General features: G+C 63.6%; 16 protein-coding genes. 12 read left to right on the top strand and 4 right to left on the bottom strand.

All coding sequences use genetic code 11. The annotated features are described in order from the left end of the window. Positions 1-521: 521 nt before the first annotated feature. Positions 522-1,301, bottom strand: a complete 780-nt coding sequence (gene yaaA / locus ACDI39_RS12305; protein ID WP_368816278.1) for a peroxide stress protein YaaA — start codon at positions 1,299-1,301, stop codon at positions 522-524. Between the two features lie 136 nt (positions 1,302-1,437). Here yaaA and ACDI39_RS12300 point away from each other — a divergent pair, with 136 nt between their 5' ends. From ACDI39_RS12300 to moaE, 5 genes are all read left to right on the top strand, one after another. Beyond that, complete coding sequence (locus ACDI39_RS12300) at positions 1,438-2,571, top strand: polysaccharide deacetylase family protein (protein ID WP_486538768.1); 1,134 nt, start codon at positions 1,438-1,440, stop codon at positions 2,569-2,571. Positions 2,572-2,867: 296 nt separating this feature from the next. Beyond that, positions 2,868-4,262, top strand: coding sequence for a PhoH family protein (locus ACDI39_RS12295; protein WP_225789434.1), 1,395 nt, complete (start codon positions 2,868-2,870; stop codon positions 4,260-4,262). A gap of 96 nt (positions 4,263-4,358) precedes the next feature. Next, positions 4,359-4,829 (top strand): cyclic pyranopterin monophosphate synthase MoaC, encoded by a 471-nt coding sequence (gene moaC, locus ACDI39_RS12290; protein WP_225789433.1) that lies wholly within the window; start codon positions 4,359-4,361, stop codon positions 4,827-4,829. After that, positions 4,829-5,074 carry a MoaD/ThiS family protein gene (locus ACDI39_RS12285; protein ID WP_225789432.1) on the top strand — a complete coding sequence of 82 codons (246 nt, stop codon included), beginning with the start codon at positions 4,829-4,831 and terminating at the stop codon, positions 5,072-5,074. Before moaC ends, ACDI39_RS12285 begins: the two co-directional genes overlap by 1 nt. A gap of 2 nt (positions 5,075-5,076) precedes the next feature. Next, positions 5,077-5,523, top strand: a complete 447-nt coding sequence (gene moaE, locus ACDI39_RS12280; protein WP_225789431.1) for a molybdopterin synthase catalytic subunit MoaE — start codon at positions 5,077-5,079, stop codon at positions 5,521-5,523. 79 nt (positions 5,524-5,602) lie between these two features. Here moaE and rhlB read toward each other — a convergent pair whose 3' ends face one another. Together rhlB and ACDI39_RS12270 are read right to left on the bottom strand one after the other, a co-directional pair. Next, on the bottom strand, positions 5,603-7,042 hold the full coding sequence (gene rhlB, locus ACDI39_RS12275) for an ATP-dependent RNA helicase RhlB (protein ID WP_225789430.1): 1,440 nt from the start codon (positions 7,040-7,042) through the stop codon (positions 5,603-5,605). A gap of 102 nt (positions 7,043-7,144) precedes the next feature. Beyond that, the gene (locus tag ACDI39_RS12270; protein WP_225789429.1) at positions 7,145-7,801 is read right to left on the bottom strand and encodes an alpha/beta hydrolase; all 657 of its coding nucleotides are present in this window, start codon (positions 7,799-7,801) and stop codon (positions 7,145-7,147) included. Positions 7,802-8,137: 336 nt separating this feature from the next. On the opposite strand from ACDI39_RS12270, the gene ACDI39_RS12265 reads away from it, so the two are divergent. From ACDI39_RS12265 to ACDI39_RS12250, 4 genes are all read left to right on the top strand, one after another. After that, positions 8,138-9,166 carry an amino acid ABC transporter substrate-binding protein gene (locus ACDI39_RS12265; protein WP_225789428.1) on the top strand — a complete coding sequence of 343 codons (1,029 nt, stop codon included), beginning with the start codon at positions 8,138-8,140 and terminating at the stop codon, positions 9,164-9,166. Positions 9,167-9,232: 66 nt separating this feature from the next. Then, complete coding sequence (locus ACDI39_RS12260; RefSeq protein WP_225789427.1) at positions 9,233-10,411, top strand: amino acid ABC transporter permease; 1,179 nt, start codon at positions 9,233-9,235, stop codon at positions 10,409-10,411. 10 nt (positions 10,412-10,421) lie between these two features. Further along, positions 10,422-11,519, top strand: a complete 1,098-nt coding sequence (locus tag ACDI39_RS12255; protein WP_486538763.1) for an amino acid ABC transporter permease — start codon at positions 10,422-10,424, stop codon at positions 11,517-11,519. 10 nt (positions 11,520-11,529) lie between these two features. Beyond that, complete coding sequence (locus tag ACDI39_RS12250; protein ID WP_225789425.1) at positions 11,530-12,294, top strand: amino acid ABC transporter ATP-binding protein; 765 nt, start codon at positions 11,530-11,532, stop codon at positions 12,292-12,294. 206 nt (positions 12,295-12,500) lie between these two features. Here ACDI39_RS12250 and algW read toward each other — a convergent pair whose 3' ends face one another. Continuing rightward, a complete protein-coding gene (gene algW, locus ACDI39_RS12245) occupies positions 12,501-13,661 on the bottom strand; it encodes a Do family serine endopeptidase AlgW (RefSeq protein ID WP_225789424.1) in 1,161 nt (386 codons plus the stop codon). Between the two features lie 253 nt (positions 13,662-13,914). On the opposite strand from algW, the gene ACDI39_RS12240 reads away from it, so the two are divergent. From ACDI39_RS12240 to cysN, 3 genes are all read left to right on the top strand, one after another. Continuing rightward, entirely contained in the window at positions 13,915-14,673 is a 759-nt protein-coding gene (locus ACDI39_RS12240) for a Nif3-like dinuclear metal center hexameric protein (RefSeq protein WP_253081268.1), read from the top strand. Between the two features lie 178 nt (positions 14,674-14,851). Continuing rightward, positions 14,852-15,769 carry a sulfate adenylyltransferase subunit CysD gene (cysD, locus tag ACDI39_RS12235; protein WP_225789422.1) on the top strand — a complete coding sequence of 306 codons (918 nt, stop codon included), beginning with the start codon at positions 14,852-14,854 and terminating at the stop codon, positions 15,767-15,769. Positions 15,770-15,785: 16 nt separating this feature from the next. After that, positions 15,786-17,687, top strand: coding sequence for a sulfate adenylyltransferase subunit CysN (gene cysN / locus ACDI39_RS12230; protein ID WP_225789421.1), 1,902 nt, complete (start codon positions 15,786-15,788; stop codon positions 17,685-17,687). The last annotated feature ends 169 nt before the right edge of the window (positions 17,688-17,856 follow it).

Here is a 17,856-nt window from a genome sequence, read left to right as displayed (position 1 = left end):
TGTGTTAACCGTTGCGCCTGTCGAGTTGTTGGAGCCGGTAGTGGATACCTGCCGCTTGTCATCTGTAAGTCATCTCTCACGCCGTGCGTTGAAGAATCGTTACGGGTCCTATGAGCGATTGCTGGTAGCAGAAGTTCCGAGGTGGGTTGCGCGCTGGAGAAAGATTTCTAAATATTTTTTCAGGGCTAAATACTTTCAATCTGATGGCACGGCGCAGTTCAACCCTTGTATATAAAGGGCGAGATAGGGGTGGGATAGTTTTATGCCAGCACGCGAAAAAATTTTTCAAGAATCGTCAAAAAACTACGAACGGTCTTATGGCGTTTTGCGATAACGATAGGGGCGTTGTTTTTTTGACGTCGAGATTGTGGCGAGGTGGCAATTTGAAGCCTGCCCTATTGCAGGGCGGATGATAGGGAGTGGCCATTAATACACCGTCGGTAATCCGATGACCGGTCGGCCATTTGGGGGCTGCGAAGCAGCCCCATAGCTAATCGATGGGCATTGCTGGGTAGCCCTGCTTATTCGGCAGGGTGGTCGCGCAGGAACACCAGGTGATCCGGCTTGGACTGCTCGGCACTGTAGTAGTACCCCTGCGCATCGAACTGCTTGAGCCGCTCGGGATCGTCGATGCGTTCCTGGATCACGAACCGGCTCATCATCCCGCGCGCTTTCTTGGCATAGAAGCTGATGATCTTGTACTGCCCGTTCTTGAAGTCCTTGAAATCGACGTTGATGACGCGTGCATTCAAGGCGCTGCGCTTGACCGCACTGAAGTATTCATTGCTGGCCAGGTTGAGCAGCACATCGTCGCCCTGGTCGGCCAGGGCCTGGTTCAGCCACTCGCTGATGCGCGTGCCCCAGAAGGCATAGAGGTCTTTGCCGCGGGCGTTGGCCAGCTTGGTGCCCATCTCCAGGCGATAGGGCTGCATCAGGTCCAGCGGACGCAGCAGGCCGTACAGGCCCGAGAGCATGCGCAGGTGGTCCTGGGCGTAGCTGAAGTCATCCTCGTCGAGGCTTTCGGCGTCCAGGCCGGTATAGACGTCGCCCTTGAAGGCCAGCAGCGCCTGCTTGGCGTTGGCCGGGGTGAAGTCTGGGGTCCAACTGCCGAAGCGGGCGGCGTTGAGGCCGGCGAGCTTGTCGGACAGGTGCATCAGTTCGCTGATCTGCGCTGGCGACAGCTCGCGCAACTGGGTGATCAGTGCCTGGGAGTCGTCCAGGTACTGAGGCAGGGTGAAGCGCTGGGTCACCGGCGGGGTGTCGTAGTCGAGGGTCTTGGCGGGGGAAATCACCGTCAGCATCGGGTCGGCTCCTGGAATCGTCGCTGCGGATTCTACGGGCTGGGGCGGGCAAGGCCAAACTATGGTGACGATAGTCGCAGACCATCACCGGGGCGCGAGCTATAGTGCGCCCCGTGTTCTCGTGGAGAGTTCGATCGTGCGCATTGCCTTCGTCCTGCTGGCCGGCCTGTTGAGCCTGGCCGCCCAGGCGGCACCACCAGCCCCGGCCAGCCTGGATCGCAGCCTGTGGCCCGAGCGACTGGACAGCCCGGCGCTGTTCGATGTCGCATCGCGGGCCGAAATCCTGTCGTTCGCCCAGGCCCTGCAGGAGAACGAGATGCTCGATGAAAAGGCCTTGGCGGCGCGCCTGCGGCTCAGGCAGATCAACCTGCCGGTGATTCGTGCGGTGCGGGCGCGGATGTGGCAACGGCTGTGGCAGAACTACCAGCAGGCGCAACGCAGTTGCGGGCTGGACGCCTCGTTCTGTTACCCGGTCGAGTCCATGGCCGAGCTGCGTACCCGGGCCGCCAGCTTCGCCGACGGGGTAGGCAGCTTCTATAGCGGCTGGATCGAGCCGAGCCGGCAGTTCCACACCCGCTACCTGGACGAGCAGTTGCGCAAGGCCGCGCTGTTCCCACAGACCAGCAGCGAGGTGGAGCGTTTGTCCAGCCGCGAGCGCAATGGCGACGAACTCAATGACCGGATGTTCCTGCTGACCTTCGTCGGTGGACCTGGCCTGCAGGGCGGTCACACTGACACGCTAGCCGATTACCTGCGCCGTCAGAAATTGGGCGCTACGTTCTTCGTCCTCGGCAACCGCCTGCAGCAGCGCCGCGACGCAGGGCCGGCCAATGCCCTGGCGGCGCTGTATGCCGGCCAATGCGTGGGGATCCAGGGCTGGGAGTACCGGTCCCACGCCCAGTGGCAGGACTGGCAGGATTCGTTACGACGCAGCCAGGCGCGGGTCCAGTCCGACCTGCCGGAGCAGTACGTGCCGCTGTTCCGACCGCCCTACGGGCAGCGCCGGGCCGATGGCGAGGCCTTCATGACTGCCCAGCAGCTGCAGGTCTCGCTGTGGGACATCGACGCCCACGACGACAGCGCGCTGAGCGCCGAGGCGTCGGCCCAGCGTGTGCTGACCCTGATGCTGCTGTGGCGCAAGGGCGTGATCCAGTTCCACGACGACCTGCCCAAGGCACGGCCGGCGGTGGAATGGCTGCTGCGCAATACGGCGCAGGGCGGGATCGGTTGGGAGGATTGCCTGGCGTACGGGAGGCGGGGGGAGCTTTAGAGCTTGCAGCTTGCATAGGCCTGATCTTTGACTTTAGTACCGCCCCAGCCCCAAGCCAAGCCCTGTTCGTCAATCGGAAAAATAAACTTCAACGGAACGTAAAAAGACTTTTTTTGGTCATGGATTATGCGGTATGTAGGAATCAGACAGCCGAAACCTGCAGCACAGGTGGCGTCATCCAGGCCCTCCTTGCCAGGTGCGCTCCCCGCCCGTAACGACGCGGATACGGGGAGAACGGCGGTCACTCTGCGGCGCAGCGGTACGCGTCGCGTGGCTTTCACACAAGGTGACCGAGTATGGATGACCAAGGACGCAACCCTTCCTCCAACAAGCCAATCCTGTATGTGCTCGATACCAATGTCCTGATTCACGACCCCAATGCCTTGCTCAACTTCGAGGAGCACCACGTCGCTATCCCGATGACGGTGCTGGAGGAACTCGACAAGCTCAAGACCGGCAAGCACACCATCGCCGCCGAATGCCGCCAGGCCATCCGCCTGATCGACCAGACCCTGGGCGATGCCTCGCCCAGCGACGTCGAGCAGGGCGTGCCGATCCAGCGTGGCAAGAGCGGCCCCAAGGGCTTCCTGTCGATCCTGATGAGCCCGCGCAACGAACCCAACCGGCTACTGCCGGACACCCTCAACGACAACATCATCATCAACCAGCTCCTCGAGCTGCGCACCAGACGCCCCGACCTGGACGTGGTACTGGTGACCAAGGACATCAACATGCGCCTGAAGGCGCGTGCCTGCGGCATCGCCGCCGAGGACTACAGCACCGACCAGTTGGTCGACGACGTTTCGCTGCTGTCCAAGGGCTACCACTCGGTGACCGGCTCGTTCTGGGACCGCGTCAGCAAGGTCGAGACCCGCCAGGAGCGTGGCCGCACCTGGCACCGGGTGCAACTGACCGACAACCTGCCGGCGGTGCACGTCAACGAGTTCATCATCGACGAACAAGGCTTCGTCGGCTGGATCAAGGGCATCCGTGAGGACGAGCTGCTGCTGCTCGACCTGCACCAGGAGCCCTTGCTGCACCAGGAAGCCTGGGGCCTGAAACCGCGTGACATCCACCAGAGCCTGGCGCTGTTCGCCCTGCTGGACCCAGACATCCACCTGGTCAACCTGACCGGCGCCGCTGGCTCCGGCAAGACCATCCTCGCGCTCGCCGCGGCCATCGAGCAGACCATGGTCAGCAAGCGCTACCGGCGCATCATCGCCACCCGCAGCGTGCAGGGGCTGGACCAGGAGATCGGCTTCCTGCCAGGCACCGAGGCGGAGAAGATGGAGCCGTGGCTGGGGGCGATCACCGACAACCTCGAAGCCTTGCACATGGACGACGAGAGCACCCATGGCAGCGTCGAGTACATCCTCGAAAGGGTGCCGCTGCAGTTCAAGTCGCTGAACTACATTCGCGGTCGCAGCTTCCAGCAGAGTCTGATCCTCATCGACGAATGCCAGAACCTCACCCCGCACCAGATGAAGACCATCATCACCCGTGCCGGAGCCGGGTCCAAGGTGGTCTGCCTGGGCAACCTGGCGCAGATCGATACGCCGTACCTGTCGGCCACCAGTTCTGGCCTGACCTACCTCACCGAACGCTTCAAGGACTTCCCCCACGGCGTTCACATCACCCTGCAGGGCGTGCCGCGCTCGGTGCTGGCCGAGTACGCCGAGTCCCACCTGTAGTCTTTTTCGAGCCGGGCGGCTTTGCGCCCGGCTTTTTTTTCTGCGTGATTCTGACCTGCGGGTTTACACTCTTTGCTCCCTAACAGGAGGAAAGCTGTGCTGACTCATCTCGATTCTCAGGGGCGCGCCAATATGGTCGACGTCACCGAAAAAGCCGTGACCGCACGCGAGGCGGTGGCCGAGGCGCGGGTGCGCATGTTGCCGCAGACCTTGCAGATGATCGTCGATGGCGAGCACCCCAAGGGCGACGTGTTCGCCGTGGCGCGGATCGCCGGGATCCAGGCGGCGAAGAAGACCAGTGACCTGATCCCGCTGTGCCATCCCTTGATGCTCACCAGCGTCAAGGTCGAACTGGCCGCGGAGGGGCAGGATGTCGTGCACATCGTCGCCCGCTGCAAGCTGGCCGGGCAGACCGGCGTGGAAATGGAGGCGCTGACTGCCGCCAGCGTCGCCGCGCTGACGATCTACGATATGTGCAAGGCCGTGGACAAGGGCATGGTCATCGAGCAGGTGCGCCTGCTGGAGAAGATCGGCGGCAAGAGCGGCCATTACCAGGTGGAGGCGTGATGAAAGTCCAGGTGGTGTATTTCGCCCGTTACCGTGAACTGCTGGGCCGCGATGGCGAGCCGCTCGAAGGCGCCTTCGTGACCCTCGACGATGTGCGCCAGGCGCTGGTAGCCAAGGGCGGGCAGCATGAGGTGCTGGCCGAGCAGAACCTGATGTGCGCGCGCAACCAGGACCTGTGCAAGCTCGACGAGCCTGTGGAGGAGGGCGACGAAGTGGCGTTCTTCCCACCGGTGACGGGAGGTTGAGCATGGGCGTGCGGGTACAGGCGCAGGCGTTCGACCCGGGCCACGAGCTCAATGCCATGCATGCGGCCAATGTCGGCGTGGGGGCGGTGGTCGGTTTCGTCGGCTATGTGCGGGATTTCAACGATGGCCGTGACGTGGCCGGGATGTTTCTCGAGCATTACCCGGGGATGACCGAGAAGGCCCTGGCCAAGATCGTCGTCGAAGCCGAGCAGCGTTGGCCGTTGCTCAAGGTCGAGGTGCTGCACCGCATCGGTGCGCTGGAGCCGGGCGAGCCGATCGTCTTCGTCGGTGTGGCCAGCGCACACCGGCAGGCGGCCTTCGATGCCTGCAACTTCATCATGGATTACCTGAAGACCCGGGCACCGTTCTGGAAGAAGGAGAACACCCAAGAGGGGCCGCGCTGGGTGGAAGGCAAGCAGAGCGACCAGGACGCGGCCGGGCGTTGGTAGCCGGCTGGGATTTGCCCCTGCCGGCCAACTGAGTGACACCTTGTAATCCTGGGGCCGCGAAGCGGCCCCTGCGCACGGCTCAGTGGTGCTTGCGCGGCACCGGCTTGAGCAACTCATCCGGCGGCATCTCGCACTTGATCTTGCGCCCCAGCAGCTCTTCGATGGCCGGCAACTGGTAGGCATCGTCCTCGCCGGCGAAGCTGATCGACACGCCGCTGGTCCCCGCCCGGCCGGTTCGGCCGATGCGGTGCACGTAGTCGTCCGGATCCTCCGGCAGGGTGAAGTTGATCACGTGGCTGATGCCATCGATATGGATGCCACGGCCAGCCACGTCGGTGGCCACCAGCACCGCGATACGCCCCTCGCGGAAGCTCTCCAGGGTGCGAATGCGCTTGTGCTGCGGCACATCGCCAGACAACTGTGCGGCGTTGATGCCGTCGCGCACCAGGCGCTCCTCGATGCGCCGCACCTCGTCCTTGCGGTTGGCGAAGACCATCACCCGCTCCCACTTGTTCTGGGTCACCAGGTTGTACAACAGCTTGTACTTGTCGCTGCTGGCCACCGCATAGACGTGCTGCTCGACGGTTTCGCTGGCCACGTTCTCCGGCTCGATCTCGACGATGGCCGGGTTGGTGGTCCACTGCTTGGCCAGGTTCATCACGTCGTCGGTGAAGGTGGCGGAGAACAGCAGGGTCTGGCGTTCGCTCTTGGGCGGGGTCTGGCGGATGATCTGCCGCACCTGGGGGATGAAGCCCATGTCGAGCATGCGGTCGGCTTCGTCCAGCACCAGCACCTCGACCATGTCCAGGTGCACCTCGCCGCGCTGGTGGAAGTCCAGCAAGCGCCCCGGGGTGGCCACCAGGATGTCGCAGTGACGCGATTCCAGGGCCTTGAGCTGCTTGTCGAAGTCCATGCCGCCAACGAAGGTCATGACGTTCAGGCCGCTGTACTTGGTCAGGGCCATGGCGTCCTTGGCGATCTGCACCACCAGTTCGCGGGTGGGCGCGATCACCAGGGCCCGTGGCTCGCCCATGTAGCGCTCCTTGGGCGGCGGCACCTGCTGCAACTGGGAAATGATCGAGATCAGGAACGCCGCGGTCTTGCCGGTGCCGGTCTGGGCCCGGCCGATGGCGTCCTGGCCACGCAGGGTGTGGCCCAGTACCTGGGCCTGGATCGGCGTGCAGTAGGGGAAGCCCAGGTCATGGATGGCGTGCATCAACTCGTTGGAGAGCTTGAAGTCGTGGAAGCGGGTCTTGCCCTCCTGGGGCTCGACCACGAAATCCTCTGGCTTCCACAGGCTGGCCTGGGGCTTGGGCTTGCGTTCGCGACGCGGTTTGTCCTTGCCAGGCTTGTCGCCACGGGGCGCGACTGGCGCCTCGGCCTGGGGAGGGGAAGTGGGCTTGGCCTTGGCGGCCGGCGGCTCGGCCGCCGTCGGGGGCGTGATCACGTGGGCTGCGGGTTCGACGGCCTGAGGTGTGGCGTCTCCCTTGCCGAATATTTTTTTGAGTGCCTTGAGCACGATCGTCTCATCAACTGGTTAAGGAATGTACGCCGGGCAGTGTAATGCAAGATTCAGGCGCGGCGTAGTGGAGCGGTCCGACAACTACAGCGAAATACACCGCTAGCGCAAACGGCGGACCAGCCAGTTGTAGATGTCGTTGATCTCCTGGGGCACCACTTCGTGCTCCATCGGATATTCCTCCCAGGTCGCTTCGACACCCCAGTGCTTGAGGTACTCGAAGGCGGTGCGGCCCATGGACGGGATCACCACCGGATCGTGCACGCCATGCAGGCACAGGGCCGGGGTACGTTGCTGGCAAGCGCTGAGCTGGTGGCCCTCGGTGAAGGTCGGGGCGTAGGTGGACAACGCCAGCACGCCGCCCAGGGCTTCCTGCCACTTTATATAGGCTGTGTGCAGGACCACCGCGCCACCCTGGGAAAAGCCCGCCAGGAAGATCCGCGCCAGGTCGATGCCCTTGGCCCGCTCGGCCTCGATCAGGCCCACCACCTGCTCGGCGGACTCCTCGAGCTGGGCTTCGTCGATGGCCCGGGCCGGGGTCATGGCCTTGATGTCGTACCAACTGGGCATGGCGTAGCCGCCATTGATCGTTACCGGACGAGTGGGCGCCTGGGGCATGACGAAACGGGTGCTGAGCAGGTGCTCCTGCAGGGCTTCGGCCACTGGTAGGAAGTCGTAACGGTCTGCACCAAGACCGTGCAACCAGATCACACAGGCATCGGTGGTGTTCTGCGGTTCGAGAATCAGGGGGTTACTCATGACGGCTCCAAAAACGTGCGTGCGTACTTATTGAGTGCGTTAAAAAAAGGCAAGGGTGGGTAATGCCACAAGAAGATGTCGCAACTCTACAACTTTTCCTACTTGACGACCGCTTAAACGCTCCAGCCTTCAGCTCTGGTACGCACTTTGCTATGTCCCAAGCGATGCGAGGGGATGGGCCGGCGACGGTAACACCCCCGTGTGGATAGAAAGGCTGTCATAGAACAGCTCATTGCGCCAATTGACCCAATAACAAGCCAACAAGGGTCGGATGCACCTCACAAGGGTGCGGTGCAATTCCGGCTCGGTACAACAAGAGCGATTTGGAGGTTGTTGATGAAGAGGTTGAAATCCACCCTGGCAGTCCTGACCGCTGCCACCGCACTGGGCAGCGTCGGTGTCGCCCAGGCCGGCGCTACTCTCGATGCGGTGACCAAGAAGGGCTTCGTCCAGTGTGGCGTGAGCGATGGCTTGCCAGGTTTCTCGGTGCCGGACAACACCGGCAAGATCGTCGGCATCGATGCCGATGTCTGCCGCGCCGTGGCCGCCGCTGTGTTCGGTGACGCCACCAAGGTCAAGTTCAGCCAGCTCAATGCCAAGGAGCGCTTCACCGCGCTGCAGTCCGGCGAGGTCGACGTGCTGTCGCGCAACACCACCTGGACCAGCTCGCGCGATGCCGGCATGGGCCTGCTGTTCACCGGCGTCACCTACTACGATGGCGTGGGCTTTCTGGTCAACAAGAAGCTCGGCGTCTCCAGCGCCAAGGAGCTCGATGGTGCGACCATCTGCATCCAGGCCGGTACCACCACCGAGCTGAACGTCTCCGACTACTTCCGCGCCAATGGCCTGAAGTACACCCCCATCACCTTCGACACCTCCGACGAGAGCGCCAAGTCGCTGGAGTCCGGGCGTTGCGACGTGCTGACCTCGGACAAGTCGCAGCTCTACGCGCAGCGTTCCAAGCTGGCCGCCCCGGCCGACTACGTGGTGCTGCCGGAAACCATCTCCAAGGAGCCCCTGGGCCCGGTGGTGCGCAAGGGTGACGAGGAGTGGTTCAACATCGTCAAGTGGACCCTGTTCGCCATGCTCAACGCCGAGGAAGCCGGCGTGACCTCGAAGAACGTCGAGGCCGAGGCCAAGTCCACCAAGAACCCCGACGTCGCCCGCCTGCTCGGCACCGACGGCGAGTACGGCAAGGACCTCAAGCTGCCCAAGGACTGGGTGGTACAGATCGTCAAGCAGGTCGGCAACTATGGCGAAGTGTTCGAGAAGAACCTGGGCCAGAGCACTGACCTGAAGATCGACCGCGGCATGAACGCCCTGTGGAACAACGGCGGCATCCAGTACGCGCCACCTGTGCGCTGATGGTTGCCTCCTGCGGCGGCATCCTGCCGCCGCAGGCTGTTCGATCCCTTCTTTGCGGGGCATTTCATGCACAATCAAATCGGCGCACCCAAGGGGTTTTCCCTGAGCGATCCACGTGTGCGCGCGTGGCTGTTCCAGGTCATCACGGTGGTTCTCGTGGTCGGCCTGGGCTGGTACCTGTTCCATAACACCCAGACCAACCTGCAGCACCGGGGCATCACCTCGGGCTTCGACTTCCTCGAACGCAGCGCCGGCTTCGGCATCGCCCAGCACCTGATTCCCTACGTGGAGTCGGACAGCTATGCGCGCGTGTTCGTCATCGGCCTGCTCAACACCTTGCTGGTGACCTTCATCGGCATCGTCCTGGCCACCTTTCTGGGCTTCGTCATCGGCGTGGCGCGGCTGTCGCCGAACTGGATGATCAACAAGCTGGCGACCGTGTACGTGGAGACCTTCCGCAACATCCCGCCCTTGCTGCAGATCCTGTTCTGGTACTTCGCCGTGTTCCTCACCCTGCCGGGGCCGCGGGGCAGCATCAACATCGACGACATGTTCTTCATCAGCAACCGTGGCCTGAACATGCCGGGCGCGTCCATGGCCGAGGGCTTCTGGCCGTTCGTCATCGCCCTGGTGGCGGCGATCGTCGCCATCGTGCTGATGGTGCGGCATGCCAACAAGCGTTTCGACGAAACCGGCGAGCCGTTCCACAAGTTCTGGGTCGGCCTGTTGCTGTTCTTCGGCATCCCCGGCGTGTGCGTGCTGCTGTTCGGCAGCCCGGTGCACTGGGAAGTGCCGCAGCTCAAGGGCTTCAACTTCGTCGGTGGCTGGGTGCTGATCCCGGAACTGCTGGCCCTGACCCTGGCGCTGACCATCTACACCGCGGCGTTCATCGCCGAGATCGTGCGCTCGGGTATCCGTTCGGTCAGCCATGGCCAGACCGAGGCTGCGCGTTCCCTCGGCCTACGCGAGGGGCCGACCCTGCGCAAGGTGATCATCCCCCAGGCCCTGCGGGTGATCGTGCCGCCGCTGACCAGCCAGTACCTGAACCTGGCGAAGAACTCGTCCCTGGCCGCCGGTATCGGCTACCCGGAGATGGTCTCGCTGTTCGCCGGTACCGTGCTCAACCAGACCGGCCAGGCCATCGAGGTGATCGCCATCACCATGAGTGTCTATCTCGCCATCAGCATCAGCATTTCCCTGCTGATGAACTGGTACAACAAGCGCATCGCGCTGATCGAGCGGTGAGGATACGCCCGTGACTGCCCATGTTTTCAAACCTGACATGCCGCCACCGGTCAAGACCGTCGGCGTGCTCGCCTGGATGCGGAGCAACCTGTTTTCCAACTGGCTCAACACCCTCCTGACCCTATTCGCCCTGTACCTGGTATGGCTGATCGTACCGCCGCTGGTGCAGTGGGCGTTCATCGATGCCAACTGGATCGGCACCACCCGCGCCAACTGCACCAAGGAGGGCGCCTGCTGGGTGTTCATCCAGCAGCGCTTCGGCCAGTTCATGTACGGCTACTACCCGGTGGAGTTGCGCTGGCGCGTCGACCTGACCGTGTGGCTCGCCGTGCTCGGCGCCGCGCCGCTGTTCATCCGGCGTTTCCCGCGCAAGGTGGCCTACGGCCTGGGCTTTCTGGTGCTGTACCCGATCCTTGCCTACACCCTGTTGCATGGCGGCCACCTGGGCCTGGAGACGGTGCCCACCAGCCAGTGGGGCGGCCTGATGCTGACCCTGGTGATCGCCACCGTCGGCATCGTCGGCGCCTTGCCCCTGGGCATCCTGCTGGCGCTGGGACGGCGCTCGAACCTGCCGGCGGTGAAGGTGGTCTGCGTCACCTTCATCGAGTTCTGGCGTGGCGTGCCGCTGATCACCGTGCTGTTCATGTCTTCGGTGATGCTGCCGCTGTTCCTGCCCGAAGGCATGAGCTTCGACAAGCTGTTGCGGGCGATGATCGGGGTGATCCTGTTCCAGTCGGCCTATATCGCCGAGGTGGTGCGCGGTGGCCTGCAGGCCATCCCCAAGGGCCAGTACGAAGCGGCCGCGGCCATGGGCCTGGGCTACTGGCGCGCCATGGGCCTGGTGATCCTGCCCCAGGCGCTGAAGCTGGTGATCCCTGGCATCGTCAACACCTTCATCGCACTGTTCAAGGACACCAGCCTGGTGATCATCATCGGCCTGTTCGACCTGCTCAACAGCGTCAAGCAGGCGGCTGCGGACCCGGCCTGGCTGGGCATGGCCACCGAGGGCTATGTGTTCGCCGCCCTGGTGTTCTGGATTTTCTGTTTCGGTATGTCCCGCTACTCCATGCACTTGGAGCGCAGGCTGGACACGGGCCACAAGCGTTAGGAGTTTCGAAATGAGTGAAGCGATCAAGCAGCCTGCAGGCCCGGAAGGCATCATCCAGATGCAGGGCGTGAACAAGTGGTACGGCCAGTTCCACGTGCTCAAGGACATCAACCTCAATGTGCGACAGGGCGAGCGCATCGTGCTGTGCGGGCCGTCCGGCTCGGGCAAGTCCACCACCATCCGCTGCCTCAACCGCCTGGAGGAACACCAGCAAGGGCGCATCGTGGTCGATGGCGTGGAGCTGACCAACGACCTCAAGCAGATCGAGGCGATCCGCCGCGAGGTGGGCATGGTGTTCCAGCACTTCAACCTGTTCCCGCACCTGAGCATCCTGGAGAACTGCACCCTGGCGCCGATGTGGGTGCGCAAGATGCCCCGGCGCAAGGCCGAGGAAATTGCCATGCACTACCTGGAGCGGGTGCGCATTCCCGAGCAGGCGCACAAGTACCCGGGGCAGTTGTCCGGTGGTCAGCAGCAGCGGGTGGCGATCGCTCGGGCGCTATGCATGAAGCCGAAGATCATGCTGTTCGACGAGCCGACCTCGGCGCTCGATCCGGAGATGGTCAAGGAAGTGCTCGATACCATGGTGGGGCTGGCCGAGGATGGCATGACCATGCTCTGCGTGACCCACGAGATGGGGTTTGCCCGCACCGTGGCGAACCGGGTGATCTTCATGGACAAGGGCGAGATCGTCGAGCAGGCCACGCCGGATGACTTCTTCGATCGGCCGCGCAGCGATCGGACCAAGTTGTTCCTCAGCCAGATCCTGCATTGAGGCAGTTTGGGGCCGCTCTGCGGCCCATCGCCGGCAAGCCGGCTCCCACAGGGTGTTCGAGTCGATCACAAATGATGCGGCTTGCAGGTGTGGGAGCTGGCTTGCCAGCGATGGGCCGCGAAGCGGCCCCAGATGTCAGTTGAAGGTCCTGACTGGAGAGCGGGCTCGCCCTGCGAATGGGCTGCAAGACAGCCCCCGGAATCGGTTTACTTCTCTTCCTTGGCCGTGATCGGTGCGGGCGGTGGTCGCAGCCCCACCTCGGCGATCAGCTTGAGCTGCTGACCATTGCGGATGACCTCGATCGCGACTTTCTCGTTGGGTTTGATCCGCGCCACCTGGTTCATCGACTTGCGCCCGTCGCCGGCCGGCTCGCCGTTGATGCTGAGGATCACGTCGCCCAGCTGCAGCCCTGCCCGTTGCGCCGGGCCATCGCGGAAAATCCCCGCCACGACGATGCCTGGGCGGCCCTCCATGCCGAACGACTCGGCCAGTTCCTGGCTCAGGGGTTGTACCTCGATGCCCAGCCAGCCACGGATCACCTGGCCATGCTCGATGATCGACTTCATCACCTCCAGGGCCAGCTTGACCGGGATGGCGAAGCCGATGCCCTGGGAGCCGCCGGACTTGGAGAAGATCGCCGTGTTGATGCCGATCAGGTTGCCGTTGGCATCGACCAGCGCGCCGCCGGAGTTGCCCGGGTTGATCGCAGCGTCGGTCTGGATGAAGTCCTCGTAGTTGTTCAGCCCCAGCTGGTTGCGGCCGGTGGCGCTGATGATGCCCATGGTCACGGTCTGGCCGACGCCGAAAGGGTTGCCGATGGCCAGGGACACGTCGCCGATGTGGATGTTGTCCGAGCGGCCGATGGTGATGGCCGGCAATTTCTTCAGGTCGATCTTGAGCACCGCCAGGTCCGTCTCCGGATCGCTGCCGATCACCCGCGCCAGGGTCTCGCGGCCGTCCTTGAGCGCCACCACGATCTGGTCGGCACCGCTGGTCACGTGGTTGTTGGTCAGCAGGTAGCCCTCGGGGCTCATGATCACCGCCGAACCCAGGCTCGACTCCCAGCGCCGCTGCTTGGGCAGGTTGTCGCCGAAGAAGCGGCGGAACTGCGGATCCTCGAACAGCGGATGGGCGCCCTTGTTCACCACCTTGGTGGTGTACAGGTTGGCGACCGCGGGGGCGGCCAGGGTCACGGCGTCGGCATAGGACACCGGGCCTTGCATGATTCGGGTGGTCTGCGGCGCCTGTTGCAGGTTGACGTCCTGGCTGGGCAGGCCGACCCACTGGGGAAAGCGCTGGATGATCAGCAGGGCGATCAGCACACCGGTAAGCAGGGGCCAGCCAAAGTAACGCAGAGCCTTGAGCATCGAATGAATCCTGGGAGTAGGGCGGGAGCGGCGTCAGCGCGGCCCGAGGGCGCGAGCGCGCGCGATCATACACCTGAACGGGTCGATCTGCGACGCTGCGGCAGCGGCCTTCGCGGGCCTGTGCGCAAAACGGCCTCGCTACCTTGCCCCCAGGCGTCTGCCACCGGTTTCCCCGAGGCCTGCGACGGCCCATAATGGCGGCCATTATACGGGCGTTGTTCCCGATGAATGTGCAGATTTCGAGGAGATTTTCATGGCCGTCGCCCTGAGCACCTTGGTCGAGGAAGCCGAGCGCTACCTGGCCAGCGCCAAGATCCAGGATTACTGCCCCAACGGCCTGCAGGTCGAGGGGCGCCCGCAGGTCAGCCGTATCGTCAGCGGGGTCACCGCCAGCCAGGCGCTGCTGGATGCGGCGGTAGAGGCCGAGGCCGACCTGGTGCTGGTGCACCATGGTTATTTCTGGAAGGGCGAGAGCCCGTGCATCACCGGCATGAAGCAGCGCCGGATCAAGACCCTGCTCAAGCACGACATCAGCCTGTTGGCCTTCCACCTGCCGCTGGACGTGCACCCCGAGGTGGGCAACAACGTGCAGCTGGCGCGCCAGCTGGACATCACCGTCGAAGGCCCGCTGGACCCGGAGAACCCCCGGGTGGTCGGGTTGGTGGGCTCGCTGGCCGAGCCGATGTCGGCGCGGGATTTCGCTCGCCGCGTGCAGGAGGCCATGGACCGCGAGCCGCTGTTGGTGGAAGGCGACGGGGTGATCCGTCGGGTCGGCTGGTGCACCGGCGGTGGCCAGGGCTACATCGACGATGCCATCGCCGCCGGGGTCGACCTGTTCCTCAGCGGCGAGGCCTCCGAGCAGACCTTCCACAGCGCCCGTGAGAACGGCGTCAGCTTCATCGCCGCCGGGCACCATGCCACCGAGCGCTATGGGGTGCAGGCGCTGGGCGACTACCTGGCCCGGCGGTTCGCCGTGGAGCATCTGTTCATCGATTGCCCGAATCCGATCTGATGGCCTGAGCGGGGCTGTTGCGGCGTGCCACGGCCCCGATTTCATCCCAAACCCCCAGTCATATGGTTAGATTGTTTCGATCTAGCAGCCCTCCTAAATAGAATCAGGCGCTGTGATAAAGTGGCTCGCTCGAACACGGCCCGCTGGCCGTCCATAAGATCGTTTTTCGTGAGTAGCCATGGTCGACAAACTGACGCACTTGAAACAGCTGGAGGCGGAAAGCATCCACATCATCCGCGAGGTGGCCGCCGAGTTCGACAACCCGGTGATGCTGTACTCGATCGGCAAGGATTCCGCCGTGATGCTGCACCTGGCGCGCAAGGCCTTCTTCCCGGGCAAGCTGCCGTTTCCGGTGATGCATGTCGACACCCAGTGGAAGTTCCAGGAGATGTATCGCTTCCGCGACAAGATGGTCGAGGAAATGGGACTGGAGTTGATCACCCACGTCAACCCCGAGGGCGTGGCGCAGGGTATCAACCCGTTCACCCATGGCAGCTCCAAGCACACCGACATCATGAAGACCCAGGGCCTGAAGCAGGCGCTGGACAAGTACGGCTTCGACGCCGCATTCGGTGGCGCGCGCCGCGACGAGGAGAAGTCGCGGGCCAAGGAGCGCGTCTACTCGTTCCGCGACAGCAAGCATCGCTGGGACCCGAAGAACCAGCGTCCGGAGCTGTGGAACATCTACAACGGCAAGGTCAACAAGGGCGAGTCGATCCGCGTCTTCCCGCTGTCGAACTGGACCGAGCTGGACATCTGGCAGTACATCTACCTCGAAGGCATCCCGATCGTGCCGCTGTACTTCGCCGCCGAGCGTGACGTCATCGAGAAGAACGGCACCCTGATCATGATCGATGACGAGCGCATCCTCGAACACCTCAGCGACGAGGAGAAGGCGCGCATCGTCAAGAAGAAGGTGCGTTTCCGTACCCTCGGCTGCTACCCGTTGACGGGCGCTGTCGAGTCGGAGGCCGAAACGCTCACCGACATCATTCAGGAAATGCTCCTGACGCGCACTTCCGAGCGCCAGGGCCGAGTCATCGACCACGATGGCGCCGGTTCCATGGAAGACAAGAAACGTCAGGGCTACTTCTAATTTTCAGGGTTACTCCATGTCGCACCAATCCGATTTGATCAGCGAAGATATCCTCGCTTATCTCGCTCAACACGAGCGCAAAGAACTGCTGCGTTTCCTCACCTGCGGTAACGTGGATGACGGCAAGAGCACCCTGATCGGGCGCCTGCTGCACGACTCGAAGATGATCTACGAGGACCACCTCGAGGCCATCACCCGCGACTCGAAGAAAGTCGGCACCACCGGCGAAGACGTGGACCTGGCGCTGCTGGTCGACGGCCTGCAGGCCGAGCGCGAGCAGGGCATCACCATCGATGTCGCCTACCGCTACTTCTCCACCGCCAAGCGAAAGTTCATCATCGCCGACACCCCGGGCCACGAGCAGTACACCCGCAACATGGCCACCGGTGCCTCGACGTGCGACCTGGCGATCATCCTGGTCGATGCCCGCTACGGCGTGCAGACCCAGACTCGCCGGCACAGCTTCATCGCCTCCCTGCTGGGCATCAAGCATATCGTCGTCGCGGTCAACAAGATGGACCTCAAGGACTTCGACCAGCAAGTGTTCGAGTCGATCAAGGCCGACTACCTGACGTTCGCCGAAGGCATCAACCTCAAGCCATCGAGCCTGCACTTCGTGCCGATGTCGGCGCTCAAGGGCGACAACGTGGTCAATCGCAGCGAGCGTTCGCCGTGGTACACCGGCCCTGCGCTGATGGAGATCCTCGAGACCGTGGAAGTGGCGGCCGACCGTAACTTCACCGACCTGCGCTTCCCGGTGCAGTACGTCAACCGCCCGAACCTGAACTTCCGTGGCTTCGCCGGCACCATCGCCAGTGGCGTCGTGCACAAGGGCGACGACATCGTCGTGCTGCCGTCGGGCAAGAGCAGCCGAGTCAAGTCCATCGTCACCTTCGAGGGCGAGCTGGAGCACGCCGGCCCCGGCCAGGCCGTGACCCTGACCATGGAAGACGAGATCGACATCTCCCGTGGCGACCTGCTGGTGCATGCCGACAACGTGCCGCCGGTGACCGACCAGTTCGACGCCATGCTGGTGTGGATGGCCGAGGAGCCGATGCTCCCGGGCAAGAAGTACGACATCAAGCGTGCCACCAGCTACGTGCCGGGTTCTATCGCCAGCATCACCCACAAGGTCGATGTGAACACCCTGGAGCAGGGCGCGGCCAGTGCCCTGCAGCTGAACGAGATCGGCCGGGTCAAGGTCAGCCTGGACGCCGCCATCGCCCTGGACGGCTATGACAGCAACCGCACCACCGGTGCGTTCATCGTCATCGATCGCCTGACCAACGGCACCGTCGGCGCCGGCATGATCATCGCCCCGCCGGTACTGCCGCACGGCAGCACCGGCCACCATGGCAAGCTGGCCCACGTTTCCACCGAGGAACGTGCCCTGCGCTTTGGCCAGCAGCCGGCGACCGTGCTGTTCAGCGGCCTGTCCGGCGCCGGCAAGAGCACCCTGGCCTATGCCGTGGAGCGCAAGCTGTTCGACATGGGCCGTGCGGTCTACGTGCTCGACGGCCAGAACCTGCGCCATGACCTGAACAAGGGCCTGCCACAGGACCGTGCCGGTCGCACCGAGAACTGGCGCCGCGCCGCCCATGTGGCGCGCCAGTTCAACGAAGCTGGCCTGCTGACCCTGGCCGCGTTCGTCGCTCCGGATGCCGAAGGCCGCGAACAGGCCAAGGCACTGATCGGCAAGGAGCGCCTGGTGACCGTCTACGTCCAGGCCTCGCCACAGGCTTGCCGCGAACGCGACCCGCAGGGCCTGTACGCCGCCGCTGGCGATAACATCCCGGGCGAGAGCTTCCCATACGATGTACCGCTGGATGCGGACCTGGTGATCGACACCCAGACCACCAGCGTGGAGGAAGGCGTGAAGCAGGTGCTGGAGGTACTGCGTCAGCGTGGTGCGCTCTGAGGCTGCATGAGGAACGCTGATTTGGCGTGATGGGTGTTGCAGAGCGGCCCTGGCTATTTCAGCGTTTGCAGGCGTTGCGTGCATTACACTGTGCCATGCGTTCAGACAGTCAAGTGCGCTTGACCTGAACGAGAAAGCCCTGCTTCGGCAGGGCTTTCTATTTCTGCAT

It is taken from the genome of Pseudomonas sp. Tun-23181 (assembly GCF_057415455.1).
This window is presented reverse-complemented; position numbering and strand designations above follow the sequence as displayed.